Genomic DNA, 13,229 nt, shown 5'->3' with positions numbered 1-13,229 from the left:
TTTTGGTAGAGATTAATATAAAAATAGGCACATTAATCGGCATAAGAGCTTAGTTTCAAAAGCCATTTTCCAATTAAAAAGTTTGGTCCTGAAATTGGTTTAAAGATACCAGTTTCAGGACCAAGTATTTAATGCAAATCTGCATTGTATATTTATCAGTTAAACCCAAATTTCTTTAAACCTTCTTTGCTGAGTTTAAGAGCTTCGAATGGTTTCATGCCGTCGAAAGTCTGGTCTTGTTCTACTATGTAGTATTTCATACCTGATAGTTTCTTATTAGCCAGAATCCGTTTGAAATCTATTTTTCCTTGCCCAACTGGTGCAAAACGCTCTTGGGAATCCATATCTTTTACATGCCACATTTTAAAACGACCCGGATATTTCTTGAAATAATCCACAGGGTCAACGCCCGCTTTAGTTACCCAATACAAATCCATCTGAAAATTTACGTATTTAGGGTCAAGGTGCTCAAGTAGATAATCTATCGGTACTATTCCGTCTTTATTCTTTTCAAACTCAAAATTATGGTTGTGGTACAGAAATTCCAATCCGGCATCTTTTGCTTTGTGTGCTATTGTGTTCAGGATATTGGCTAGTTTTTCAACATCAGGGTCCATTGTCAGACTTCTGGCTTTGGCATCAAATTTAAACATGCCCATTGGTGGCACCGGTGCTACAAAATATTTAAAACCGGCAGCTTTTACGTCTGCTACAAGTTTGTCGGCGTTATCTAGCGTCATAGACCCCATGTGAACCGAAATAGGCTTAAGGCCCAAACTTTTCAGGTAAGATTTAAATTCGTCAGGAGCCATTCCATAAAATTTGCCATCTTTATAATCTACTGCTTCTATATATTTATAACCGAGGTCTGCCACTTGCTTCAAGGTAGCTTTAGGGTCTTTGCCCATTTCATTGCGAACCGTATAGAGGGTCATACCTCCTGATTTCTTCTGAGAGAAAACAGATAAGCTCACCGACATCAAAATGGTTAGACCTAAAAGCCTAAAAAAAAGTACATTTTTCATTTGATAAGAGTTTTTAGAGGGTACGTAATTATGAGCATTTATCTCATTCCGAAAGCAAAAGTAGGAAACTATTCTCAATATCTAAAAAAAAGACAATAAAGAAATATATAGTTTTTTCTTTGAATTGTCTTATACTGAAATAGCTGTATGGAAATCTGTTTCAGTATATAACAGTTTCATTTGTCTTACGTGCTAATGTTATAAAAACGCCCTCAAATTAGCATGATTGTAGCAATAGTTTTTTATAAAAACGAATTAATCAAAGATGAAACGGGGCTTCCTGAGCCTTACCCTAAAGGCAAAACCTACGTAAAGTTTCATTTGATAGAAGCAGTAGAGAAGCACAAAGATAGTTTTGAAAGAATGCTAAAACAATGACTAGCATTCATGGATAAGTAAATCTATGGTACTAAAGCTAACAGAAAATTGCCCAAAGACCTACTGCGCATTATTCCTGCGGTTTATTTCTGCCTGAATATTTTTCAATGATTGTGAATGCCTGCGGCCAATTAAAAAAACTACTACTAGTAAAATAACAGTAAGTACAAATCCTTTGTATACAGCAGAATAAACTGCAATGCCAATCAGAAAACCTATGAATAGGGCAGTTATGATTCGTTGCGATTTCATTTTCTTCTCTTCTTCCATTAATTCTTCAAGAGTCATTTTAGCGTAATCCTGAGTATTGGGCATTTTTTCCATAGCGTTGTTATGAATTATTGTTATTTGCACAGGCAAAGTAACTCATATAAATACAAAGAAGCAATTATTGAGGTTTACTGACTGATACTGCCTTAGAAAAACAGAGGCTATTTTAAGAAAACTATGAAAGAAGCCTCAGTTAAACGCCTGCCGAAATTCTAAAGGAGAAACATTAGTTTTTGATTTAAACAACTTACTGAACGACTGCAAATGTTCAAAACCCAAATCATAGGCTATTTCGCTGACTGTTAAATCGGTGGTTGATAGTTTTTCTTTGGCTTTTTCAATCAGTTTTTCATGAATGTGTTGCTGGGTACTTTGTCCGGTCAGGGTTTTAAGCAAACCTCTCAGATAACCCGCCGAAACGTTTAAATTATCTGAGATATACTGTACGGTTGGTAAACCTTTGGTCACTAAATCTTCGCTGTTAAAGTAATCGGAAAGGAGTTTTTCCAATCGTTCAAGCACCTGATGATTACTTTTCTTACGGGTAATGAACTGCCGCTGGTAAAAACGTTCGGCATAATTCAGTAGCGTTTCCAGGTGTGACACAAGAATATCCTGACTGAACCTGTCGATATTGCTATGGTATTCTGTCCTGATATTTTCGATAATACCATTGATAAGAGTCTCTTCTTTATCCGACAAAAACAGGGCTTCGTTTACGGCATAGCTAAAGAACTCATACTGTTTTATTTTTTTAGCCAGCGAAGTACCCCATAAAAGGTCAGGATGAATGAGTAGAATCCAGCCTGAGAGGTCATCTTCAGGGCTTGGCCCCGCCCCTCTCAATAGCTGGGCAGGAGCAACAAAATACATCATTCCTTCATCAAAATCATACGTTTGTTGGCCGTAAAACAGTTTATTCCGAAAGCCTCTTTTCAGCGAAATATAATAAAAATCAAACATTACGCTTAGTTCTTCGGTATTTTCAGGCATTTGCAGGGCCGCATAATTCAAGACACTAATGAGTGGATGCTCGGGCTTTGGTAAACCCAATATCCGGTGTCCTTCGGTAATGGTTTTAATTCTTAATGGTTTGGGGGTTGCCATTTCTATTAGTTTTTAAACGGATATTTCAACCAAATCATGACCAGCGGTATAACCAAAAACGGAATTTCTATTAATGCCGTTTTATAATTACCGCCTTGCAACGACAAAGCCATAATAAGAAGAATAGATATTGCATTGAGAAGGTTACCCAGAAAAAAAGTCTGAGGAATGAGCAACAAGATACCGATTATAACGGTTAAAGCACCGAAATAAGGCACAAACGATTCGTTAATTCCTAATTCAGCCATCATTCTGGATGCGTCAGGATTATTTTTATAATTGAACGTATCCCAACCGTGTTTAAAACTTAGTGCCACTGAAACCAACAATAGCACTAAGGAAATGATATTCTTTACCATGTTTAATGTAGTTTTATAGTTGTTTGCTGTTAATATACGAAATCAGGCATAAATCTGCTCATGAATTTTACCACTTTGCTTAATCCGGGTTTTATTTCCGGCTTGTCGTTTAAAATTCCTTTTATAGCTACCGCTACCATTTTCTCAACGTTCATCATCTGGCTGGGGTTGGGCTGATGTTCAAAATCCTTTTGCAGAGGTGTTGTAACGCCCGGTGGTATTACTTCAAAAACCTTTACATTTGTTTTCTTGAGTTGCGCCCGTAGAACTTTCGTATAGGTATGAACGCCAGCTTTTGAGGCACTATATATTGGTGCAATGGCATAACCCATAAACGCAATAGCCGATGAAACATTGACAACTGCCGATGATTTTTGCTTTTGCAGATGAGGTAAAAACTGATGCACCATCTGGATGGTTCCTGATAAATTGGTGTCAATTTCGCGGGTTATATTCTGTAAATCTTTTGAGGAGTCAAGCAGGTTTATTTCCCGCATGATACCCGCATTATTAATAATGATATTCAACTCAGGGAATTGTGCCGTAACACGCTCACAAAGTTGTTCAATGTCTTGCGGGTTACTTACATCGCTCTGAAATGTTTTAACAGCCGGAAACATCTTTTTTGTATCGTTCAAGGCCTCAGGGTTACGCCCCGTTACGATAATATTTGCCCCGTGGGCAGTGAGTTGTCTGACAAACTCTAAACCGATTCCGCTGGTTCCGCCGGTAATCAGGATAGTACTATTTTTTAAGTCCATTTTCTTCTGTTTTTTGTTGATGCAAAGTTGCAACAGCTTTTAAAAACAGATTTAGCCGAAACGCGTTTTGTTTTAGCCGAAAATGCGTTGCCATAAACACCGCTTAAATTGCTTTGGCTGTTGTTATTGAATAGATAATTTAAAGTTCTGCCTAATAGGTTTATCGATGGGAAAGATATTTAGGGAGTGGAAAATATCGGTCAATAATTTTTAATCAGCATCCTTGACAGCCTTAAGATAATTTAAGGCTGTTCAAGAATCCAATATTGCATTAGATGAACACATTTACAAAAAATAAGACAACTCTTTTTTTATCTATTACTAAGCCTATTCTCAAAGATTATGCTGGTGACCATTCCAAAAGATGGTATATTGAGTATTATATAAAAGACTCCGTACTGAACACTAAAAGCCGTAAAATACAATGGATTTCATCTAAATTAAATCACAAACAACGTTACAAAGTAGCCGAAAAGAAAATTGTTAAAATTATTGAACAATTCAATAAAGCTCAAAAACAAGCTCAGCAACTCCCTATTGTAACCGCTCAAATACAAACAACCTTAGTGCAATTAATTCAGGGTATGAGATTACGTGACAAATCAAAAAGTACTTACAAAACTTCTGTGTACCATTTATGCAAGTTCCTCAAGCAAGTCAGAATCAATCAAATGAATGAAATTAATCAAGACTTGGTTAATACCTTTTTTGAGTCTTTTGCCACTGCTTACAATCCGAACACTGTAAAGAATACGCTCAACCATCTGAAAGCCACTTTTTCAGAAGCTAATAGAAAAAAAATAATAGCTTCTAATCCGTTTACTGGCATCAGATTAAATATTAATAAAGCCGATGGTGATTTCAACCCCCCCTTCAATGACTACGAAAAACAAGCCATTGAAAACTACTTGAAAAAGCATAATTACAGATTATACCTCTTTACAAGATTTATATTTTATGCTTTTCTGAGACCTAAAGAATTAATTCATCTCAAAGTGGGAGATATTGACCTGAGGTTAAGAACCATCAAAGTAAAAGGTGAAGTATCAAAAACTAATACGCTTGATGTTATCCCGATTCTTAAGCCATTATATGATTTAATCGAAGAAAATAAACTACTCAATTATCCGGCTTCATTTTATCTTTTTGGAAAGAATCTAACACCATCGACTGATAAATTATCAGCTAACTATGCCACAACTGAGCATAAACAGGTTTTGAAAGAATTGGAGATATATAAAGAAAGAATCACTACGTTGTACGCTTGGAAACATACGGGTAATATCCATGCTTATCTGGCTGGTATGGACATTAAAATGATTCAGCGAATTAACCGACATAAAAGCCTAGCCACAACAGAGATTTACTTAAAAAAGATAGGCTTGTTTTTAGATAGGGCTATTTTTGATTTTTGTTATTAAATGAATACCCTAAGTTTTCCCTAATCGCTTTGTTGATAATAAAGAAATTTATGGGGTAGAAATTTTGACTGAATAAATCTTAAAGTAATCCTTTTGTATATAAGCCTTAAAGTTGAGCTTTAAGGCTTTTTTTATGTATTATTCCTAAAAGATATCCGTATAATAAGTTTATTTGACTTAATAAAAATATAATATTACTATTGCTAATTATTGACATTAAGCCTATTAATTGTTAATATTAACACAAGTAATGTTCATATTTCTATAAATAAATGCCTTGGGCTAATTATTAACTATAAAAAGCTCTAAGTTGTATTTATATCATTATATGTACATTTCTTTAATACTACTTACTATCAATATAAAAACTATATAGTGTAAAAACTATGTATAATTGAGTTTAATAATGAGTACAATAGATACGGAATTTTCGGCAAAGGAGCCCTCATTAGGGTATTTCTACCAAATTAAATATGCATTATTACTCCTATTAAACCAGTCAAAAGAATTAAATAATCCAAAAGTTAGAATTGAGAATCTTGATGATGTAGAAATCGAAGATTTAAAGACTATGATTTTATATCAAACAAAACTACATATTAAGAGTAAAGCAAATTTAACGGATTCTAGTGTCGATTTTTGGAAAACTATAAGAATTTGGTCGGAGCATATATTACAAAACATAATCGACCTTGAAAACACTTCTTTTAATTTAATTACGACTGAAGAAATTCCAGAGAGTAGCTTTCTTATAAAATTCAAAAAAACCGATTTATCTGATGATGATATTACAGACTTAGTTAATAGATTAGATGATGTAGCGATTAATTCAACAAATGTCACCAATAAAAAAGCTTATGAAGCTTTTCAAAAACTAAGTATAGAAAATAAAAAGAAATTATTAAAAAAAATAACCATTATTGATAAATCAGTTGGAATGGAGGAAGTGAATTCAAAAATTAAAAAGGAGTTGATTTTTTCTACATATCCCGAACGTTTAGATGCTTTTTTAGAAATTCTGGAAGGATGGTGGTTAAAAAAATCAATTGAAAATTTAAGCTCAAAAATTGATTATATTGATTCACAAGAACTTCAATTAAAAATAGCAAATATTAGTGAATCTTTTACTGCAGATAATCTACCAAATCATTTTCCTGACCAAATTGAAGTTTCAGAAGAAGACATTGACTCATTAAAAGATAAAAAATTCTTAAAACAGCTAGAATTAATCCAGCTTAAAATTAAGTCAGGAACTGTAAAAAGAGCAATTAGTGATTTTAGAAGGGCTTTTGAACAAAGGTCAAAATGGATGAGACTACAATTGTTGAATCCTGATGAAGAAGAAGAATATGATAGACGGTTACAAGACCATTGGCGTAACATTTTTGATATTATGTGTGATTTAGCTGATGGAAAAAAAAGTGAAGAATTACAAGCTCTCGGAAAAGATTTCTACTTAGAACAATTTGCAAAAACTTGTCCACAGATTAAAATTAGAGAAAAATTTAATGAAGACTATTTAACTCGTGGAAGTTACCAAATGTTATCGGATATGAAAAAAGTAGGGTGGCATCCAAAATATAACGAAGAATTATGAAATCAATTTGGGAAGAAAGAAATCCAATAGTAGCTAATCTTTTTAATCCGGCTTTTTGTGGAGAAGTATTAAGAGTTGCAATTAGCAATTATAATAAGAATTCATCAACTAATTTTCCTTTTGCATTTTCATTCATTATACTTCCAATTTTACTACATGAAGAAACTCGGAATAAAATGCCAAAAACTACAAAGACATATTTATTTGTTTGGGTAGAAGAAAATGACAATCTTTTCTTTGATTTCGCTATAAGGGCAAGGAGTATGGTAAAATACACAAAGGAAGCTATATCTTTTTTGTTAATGTATGAAAAGATTAATATTAATGAAGATGGAGAAATAATAGCAAATGATAAGAGAAATACCCCAATTGTTAGTGAAGATTATGCAGAATATAATAATATATTAAAAAAAGCAGAAATGCTTGGTAAATGGTTAGCTGTAACAAAAAATGTAAAATCAATTTATTCTTTTTTTAGAATACTACCTTAAATATGCAAATTGATAAGATAATTTTATTTAGTCTAAAGGGAGAAAAAAGAATTCTTCCTTTTGAGCAAGGGAAAGTAAATATTATAACAGGGGAGTCTAAGTCTGGTAAATCTGCAATTATTGAAATTGTCAATTATTGCCTAGCTTCTAGTAATTGCGATATACCAGAAGGCATAATACGTGATTCGGTGTCATTTTTTTCATTAATCGTGATATTTAATGATGGAGAAAAAGCATTTATTGCTAGGGAAAATCCTAACATAAAAGATATACAAGCTTCGTCAACAGCCTGTTTGATAAGAAACCTTGATACGGAAATTCCTAACCTAGTGGATATAAATTCCAATATTAATATTGAAACATTAAAAGATTTTTTAACTCGTAAAATCGGGATTTCAGAAAATTTACATATCCCAGATTCTTTAACGAGAGAACCTCTTAAAGCAAATTTTAAACATTCTAGATTTTACTGTTATCAGCCTCAATATTTAGTTGCTGACCCCCATCAGCTATTTTATAATCAAAATAAAGAATTCGTTCCTCAATCAATAAGAGATACTCTACCCTATTTTTTGGGAGCTGTTAATGAAGATGCGTTATTGATTGAAAGTGAACTAAATCAATTAAAAAAACAGCTTAATAGACTTATTAGAGAAAAAAGAGAAGCAGAGAAAATAAAGGCAGAAGGAATAAGTCAAGCATTTTCACTAATTGAGGAAGCAAAAGAAATAGGGATTTTAAATAAAAAAACTAATCCTATAACTCAATCAGAAGCTTATAAATTATTAGAAGAAGTTTCTAAATGGGAGTACCAACCACTAGAAGTTAAAGCTGAAAATAGTGGGTTAAAAGATTTAATTGATAAAAGAAAAGAATTAAAAATTGAACTTGGAAAAATCCTAGATAATAAAAAGGCTGTTACTGATTATCTTAAAAATTCATTTGGATATTCTAAAGAAGCCAAGCAGCAAGAAATAAGATTAGAGTCTATAAGGCTTTATAATTCAAGTCTAGAAATTAATTCAACACAATGTCCCCTGTGTAACAATCATCTTGAAGTTCCAATCCCAACAATTCAGAATATCAATGAATCTTTAATAAGTATAAGGAATGATTTAGAGTCGACAAGCGCAGAAAGTCCAAGAGTGCAAGCTTATATAGATACTTTAGATTCTGATTATAATATTTTGGAATCTGAACTACAACAAGTAGAAAAAAACATTACTGCTTTATACGTAGAAAATGAAAAAGCAAGGACACTTAGAGATTTAAATATTAGACGTGGAAAAATAATAGGAAGGGTAAGTTTATTTCTTGAAAGCATAGAAAAAGATGAGGGGAAAGAAAACATAGATATTAAAATTGCAGATATTAAAGGTAAAATCTCAGAACTTGAAAAATTAATTGATGATGAGAATGAGAAAGACAGACTCTTATCAATCTTAAATAAAATTAATCTTCAAATGAGTAAGTGGGTTCAAAATTTGGATGTGGAATATGAAAATGACCCCATAAGGTTTGATATTAATAAACTCACTTTGTTTGTTGATGCTAATAAGCCTATAGCTCTACCACAAATAGGAAGTGGAGCTAACTGGGTAGCTTATCATTTACTTATAATTTTTGCTTTACACCAACATTTTATTCAGAATAACAGACCAGTTCCAAGATTTGTACTTATTGACCAGCCTACACAAGTTTACTACCCACCTGAGAAAACGGATAACCTTGTAGAGGTTAGTTCGGATGAAATCGCTGTTTATAAAATGTTTGATTTTATATTCAAAGTGGTATCGTCTTTAACGCCAAACTTACAAGTTATTATAACCGACCATGCATATTTACAAACTGAAAACTTTAAAGAATCAGTTACAGAAGTTTGGAGAGACGGCTTGAAGTTAATTCCAAATGATTGGGAAAAGATGCAAAAATAAATTTGAATTTAAAATAAAATTTATCTACTGATAGTGGTCGCAAAATCATTTATCATTTCACCCTTATCTAATATTTTAAAGTCATGGTTAAATTTAAAGGTGAGAAGCTTGTAACTGATTCAAAAACTAAGAAGGTTTATTATTATATCGATAGTGAAAAAAAAATAAATCAGATTTCAAGAGAAGTTTTTAAAAATAAAGATACAATTATTCACTATCCAAGAGGTTTTGAGGGAGGAGACAAATATAGAACAATTAAAACTTTTGTATACAAAGGTTTTAAAGGGAAACTTCCAATAGGTGTTTTCAAAACCGAAAGTCATGGTTGGGGATTTATTAAAACTATGAACCCTTTTGCAGACTTTATAAATGATAAATATGATATTGAAAATATTATAATTGAAAAGGGTGGTAAAGTAGATTTAGACATTCCAAATAAAAAACTCTATTTAGATGAAAAATCATTAGAACAACTTCATTCAGCATTTAGAAGTGTTTTTAAAAAAAATAAAGCTGAAGTAGAATTTATACTTCAAATTAACTTACATAATACTTTCCCGAAATTAATTTCTAAACCAACTAATACTTATTTACCCGATGCACTTGCAAATTCTTTAGCTGCTTGGGGTAATAGTATTGATGAATTTTCTGACGCTGATAAAAATGCAATAAAAGAACTATTTGATAAACTTTCCATTAGTACAAACTTCTTGACTAAAACAGCCCTTTCTAAAACGAAAGAGATTGTTGACACTAAATATATTCAAGAAACCCTAAAAAAATATAAAGAACTAATGGCATTAAAAACAGATGGTGAAAGTTTAGAAAAACAATGGCAAGAGTTTTTAAGAAATAATAGTTGGATTTTTTCATCGATTTTTGCTCAACCAGTAATACTTTTTAAAAGAGAAGCATACGTAGGTGGTAAAACTATTGATAATCAAAACGGCAAGTTTAATGATTTTCTTATTAAAAATAGTTTAAGCAATAACGTCTCATTTGTTGAATTAAAAACCCACAAAACTAAATTACTTGAAAATACACCTTATAGAGGTGAAGATGTTTATAGCGCAACAAAAGAATTAACAGGCTGCATAGTTCAAGTTCTTAATCAAAGAGACAATTTTCAGAAGGAATTTTATGGACATAAAGTCAAAAGCAAAGAAAATTTTGAAACATTCAATTCTAAATGTGTTGTATTAATTGGCTCTAATAAAGACCTTGACGATAGTCAAAAATACTCGTTTGAACTTTTTAGAAGTAACTGTAAAGATGTTGAAATTTTGACTTTTGACGAACTTCAAAGAAAAATTGAAAGTCTTCAAACATTAATGACAACTTGAGTAAGAAAATCGTAGAATAACTTCATAAAATCTAAAATCTTGGTTCAAAAAACCAGTTGCTAACACCAGTGCTAACAAACCCACCACCCCAACAAAACAAAAAACCGTAACTAACTGAAAATCAATTAATTACGGCCATTTATTTGTTTACTGCGTACCCAGAGCCGAGAACGGACTTTAAGACTTAAACTATTTATTTTCAGCGACTTACAAGCACCCTGCTTGCACTATGTTAGTAACTGTGTTAGTACAGACAAAAAATATATGTATTTTACACAGTCGCATAGCTACTAACACGATTAAAATTTGGCATATCTACTCTAATACCATTCTTTAAAAGTACTCCTTTTAAATAATTTAATTCTTCAATCGCTTTATAGTACTTTGCCATATAATCATTTGGATTTTCTTTTGAATCCATTTGAATCTTATCTAATGATATTTCTAATACTTGTGAATACTTCTTTAAAGTCTCAATATTTAAGACTTCCCTTTTAAAGTCATAATCAACTGATTGTGACGTTTTACCAAGCATCTTTGCTATTTGGGTTTTATTCAAACCCTTTTCGTTGGCAATCCTTTGTAAATTTTTACCGTGGTGAATCATAGCCAAATTTATTTTATTTTGGAATTTATTTGGAATTTATATAATACACACATAGATTTGTGTTAGAATTAATATGCAATTATAACACATTATATATTAATTTATTTCATTACTGATACAAATTTATTTTAAAACTACTATGGTTACTAAACAAAAAAATGAGCTTAGAGCGGTCTATGATAACGCTAAACAGTTCTACGGTGGAATTGTCACCACTTGGAAAAAAGACTTCATTTCTAATGCTGACTATCAAGCATTTCTAAGAACTTATTCTTTTCTACCAGTAGAAGAAGTTCCCATGAAGTTTATTACCAAAATAAACATCTTGCGTGAAATGATTGCAAACCATGCAAGACTTGTGAGACAAACACAAGAGAATAAACAACAATTATCAATTTCCACACTATGAAAACGTACATAATTACGCTAATCTCTATCCTTGTTTTTTGTTTGTGGCTTTTGCCTTTTATGGCAATCGTAGTATGTAAAGGTGCAAATGAGTGGTGTGTTTTATATCTGCCTATTGCCTTGATAACTGCCTATTGGGTGTATGCCATTACAGAAACCTTTAAAACCCAATAGCCTTATGAAAGACACTTGCAAAACCATAGCAATAATCATTTGCCTATTGCCTATTTGTCTACTCATACCAATCATTCTTTTGCTCACTGGCAGTAGCCTAAAAACTGCATTCATTCCATGACACAAACACAAACCGATACCTTAATTGATGCACTTTTACAAGATAATCAGCTTTGCAATTTCCACGACTGCCAACAATTGCCCGATTCATTAGAACTTAAATACATCTCCTTTGATATGGCTCATTGTATGGCTCTGATTGATTTCTGTATCAAACATCATTTGTTCTTTTATCTGAATTACCACTTAAATAAAATTAGTATCTCGCTTACAAACAAAACCACTTGTTACCATGAGAGAGAGCAAAATCAATCAACAAACCATTGATAACGTCCTTGATTGCTTCCATAAAAAAGAAAGAATCATTTCTTCGGCACTTATCCAACGAAACACCAAAAGACCCAAAGAAGCCCATATCATGGTAACTATCGTTAGTTCTGCTGATTTACAAAGGATTCTTTCCACGCTTGACAAACAAGGCTTACGTATCAGTTTCATTAGCCTTTCTCATTGCTTGCTTTTACGTATTTTCCAACCTTTTGATTTTTCCTTATGAACACCCATAAAATCAACACCGACACGCTCAACGCCCTTGCTGTTTTCATCCAAAAGCCTGACAAAATCCAGTCAAGCGAAATAAAACAGTTTAAACACAAAGGGCAAAGAATCTACCTTGTTGTTACGTCTATCAACTTCGATGAATTAGCCGCTATCATGGCATATATCACCCGTGAAGGCTTGCAAATGGTCATTAGTGGACATTACAACGGTTTCACCCGATTAGACATTTTCCAACCCTGTTAAATCGCTCTATCATGGAATCACTCAACCAAGAAGAACAAAAATTAGTCAGTCAAATGCTTGCAGCCCTGACAGGCTTTTTAAAAGCCCAAAGGCAAGAAACACACCTACACGCTTGTTCTATCACCTTCACGCTATCAGCCAAAGAAAGATATACTTTGTCAAACGCATTAAACAAACTTAAACTATGAGCCTTAACCCTGAATTAGCCATCAGACGGCAGTTAATCGAAAAAGTAGAACGCTTAGAAAAACAGTTGGCAGAAGAACAGCAAAAAGACAAGGATTATACCGCTTATAAGAAAACCATTGATGAAGCAGTCTTGTTTCTGACCCCCTGCATCTTCTCAGCACGTGGCAAGCTCAAAGACCAACTCAAAGACGTTCGGAACATCCTTGATAGAAAGGCTAAACAATAGCCTTTTTTTCGTGCTTCATTTTTCCCAAAAGCCAATAAAAAAGCAGTCCTACCGCCATAGAACTGCTTACCGATA

The 13,229-nt window shown here is 32.7% G+C and carries 18 protein-coding genes; 12 read left to right on the top strand and 6 right to left on the bottom strand.

From position 1 onward, the window contains the following. Positions 1-155: 155 nt before the first annotated feature. Positions 156-1,025 (bottom strand): sugar phosphate isomerase/epimerase family protein, encoded by an 870-nt coding sequence (locus WAA15_RS15395; RefSeq protein ID WP_337043684.1) that lies wholly within the window; start codon positions 1,023-1,025, stop codon positions 156-158. Between the two features lie 222 nt (positions 1,026-1,247). Between WAA15_RS15395 and WAA15_RS15390 the strand changes: the two genes are divergently transcribed. After that, positions 1,248-1,403, top strand: coding sequence for a hypothetical protein (locus WAA15_RS15390; RefSeq protein ID WP_337043683.1), 156 nt, complete (start codon positions 1,248-1,250; stop codon positions 1,401-1,403). A 60-nt stretch (positions 1,404-1,463) separates the two neighbouring features. Here the strand turns inward: WAA15_RS15390 and WAA15_RS15385 are convergent, their stop codons facing one another. The 4 genes from WAA15_RS15385 to WAA15_RS15370 form a co-directional block, all read right to left on the bottom strand. Continuing rightward, positions 1,464-1,727 (bottom strand): hypothetical protein, encoded by a 264-nt coding sequence (locus WAA15_RS15385; RefSeq protein WP_337043682.1) that lies wholly within the window; start codon positions 1,725-1,727, stop codon positions 1,464-1,466. A gap of 135 nt (positions 1,728-1,862) precedes the next feature. Continuing rightward, complete coding sequence (locus WAA15_RS15380; protein WP_337043681.1) at positions 1,863-2,780, bottom strand: helix-turn-helix domain-containing protein; 918 nt, start codon at positions 2,778-2,780, stop codon at positions 1,863-1,865. A gap of 5 nt (positions 2,781-2,785) precedes the next feature. Further along, a complete protein-coding gene (locus tag WAA15_RS15375) occupies positions 2,786-3,139 on the bottom strand; it encodes a hypothetical protein (protein ID WP_337043680.1) in 354 nt (117 codons plus the stop codon). A 29-nt stretch (positions 3,140-3,168) separates the two neighbouring features. Beyond that, complete coding sequence (locus WAA15_RS15370) at positions 3,169-3,900, bottom strand: SDR family oxidoreductase (protein WP_337043679.1); 732 nt, start codon at positions 3,898-3,900, stop codon at positions 3,169-3,171. A 275-nt stretch (positions 3,901-4,175) separates the two neighbouring features. Here WAA15_RS15370 and WAA15_RS15365 point away from each other — a divergent pair, with 275 nt between their 5' ends. The 5 genes from WAA15_RS15365 to WAA15_RS15345 all read left to right on the top strand — a co-directional run bounded on the left by WAA15_RS15365 (position 4,176) and on the right by WAA15_RS15345 (position 10,686). Next, a complete protein-coding gene (locus WAA15_RS15365) occupies positions 4,176-5,321 on the top strand; it encodes a tyrosine-type recombinase/integrase (protein WP_337043678.1) in 1,146 nt (381 codons plus the stop codon). Positions 5,322-5,727: 406 nt separating this feature from the next. Beyond that, positions 5,728-6,918, top strand: coding sequence for an ABC-three component system protein (locus WAA15_RS15360; RefSeq protein ID WP_337043677.1), 1,191 nt, complete (start codon positions 5,728-5,730; stop codon positions 6,916-6,918). After that, entirely contained in the window at positions 6,915-7,409 is a 495-nt protein-coding gene (locus tag WAA15_RS15355) for a three component ABC system middle component (protein WP_337043675.1), read from the top strand. Before WAA15_RS15360 ends, WAA15_RS15355 begins: the two co-directional genes overlap by 4 nt. A 2-nt stretch (positions 7,410-7,411) precedes the next feature. Beyond that, positions 7,412-9,343 (top strand): DUF3732 domain-containing protein, encoded by a 1,932-nt coding sequence (locus WAA15_RS15350; protein ID WP_337043674.1) that lies wholly within the window; start codon positions 7,412-7,414, stop codon positions 9,341-9,343. An 83-nt stretch (positions 9,344-9,426) separates the two neighbouring features. Next, a complete protein-coding gene (locus tag WAA15_RS15345) occupies positions 9,427-10,686 on the top strand; it encodes a Shedu immune nuclease family protein (protein WP_337043673.1) in 1,260 nt (419 codons plus the stop codon). A 271-nt stretch (positions 10,687-10,957) separates the two neighbouring features. Here the strand turns inward: WAA15_RS15345 and WAA15_RS15340 are convergent, their stop codons facing one another. Continuing rightward, positions 10,958-11,293 (bottom strand): helix-turn-helix domain-containing protein, encoded by a 336-nt coding sequence (locus WAA15_RS15340; RefSeq protein WP_337043672.1) that lies wholly within the window; start codon positions 11,291-11,293, stop codon positions 10,958-10,960. Between the two features lie 139 nt (positions 11,294-11,432). Between WAA15_RS15340 and WAA15_RS15335 the strand changes: the two genes are divergently transcribed. The 6 genes from WAA15_RS15335 (at position 11,433) to WAA15_RS15310 (ending at position 13,154) form a co-directional block, all read left to right on the top strand. Beyond that, positions 11,433-11,702, top strand: coding sequence for a hypothetical protein (locus tag WAA15_RS15335; RefSeq protein WP_337043671.1), 270 nt, complete (start codon positions 11,433-11,435; stop codon positions 11,700-11,702). Next, a complete protein-coding gene (locus WAA15_RS15330; protein ID WP_337043670.1) occupies positions 11,699-11,875 on the top strand; it encodes a hypothetical protein in 177 nt (58 codons plus the stop codon). The genes WAA15_RS15335 and WAA15_RS15330 overlap by 4 nt, the downstream gene beginning before the upstream one ends. Positions 11,876-12,227: 352 nt before the next feature. Continuing rightward, complete coding sequence (locus tag WAA15_RS15325) at positions 12,228-12,491, top strand: hypothetical protein (protein ID WP_337043669.1); 264 nt, start codon at positions 12,228-12,230, stop codon at positions 12,489-12,491. Next, positions 12,488-12,739, top strand: coding sequence for a hypothetical protein (locus WAA15_RS15320; protein ID WP_337043668.1), 252 nt, complete (start codon positions 12,488-12,490; stop codon positions 12,737-12,739). Before WAA15_RS15325 ends, WAA15_RS15320 begins: the two co-directional genes overlap by 4 nt. Before the next feature lie 11 nt (positions 12,740-12,750). Then, positions 12,751-12,927, top strand: coding sequence for a hypothetical protein (locus WAA15_RS15315; protein ID WP_337043667.1), 177 nt, complete (start codon positions 12,751-12,753; stop codon positions 12,925-12,927). Beyond that, positions 12,924-13,154, top strand: coding sequence for a hypothetical protein (locus WAA15_RS15310; RefSeq protein WP_337043666.1), 231 nt, complete (start codon positions 12,924-12,926; stop codon positions 13,152-13,154). The genes WAA15_RS15315 and WAA15_RS15310 overlap by 4 nt, the downstream gene beginning before the upstream one ends. Positions 13,155-13,229 lie beyond the last annotated feature (75 nt).

The organism is Emticicia sp. 17c, from assembly GCF_037153985.1.
Lineage (GTDB): Bacteria > Bacteroidota > Bacteroidia > Cytophagales > Spirosomataceae > Emticicia.
Note: the sequence above shows the minus strand (reverse complement) of the source record. Positions and strands in the feature narration are given on the sequence as shown.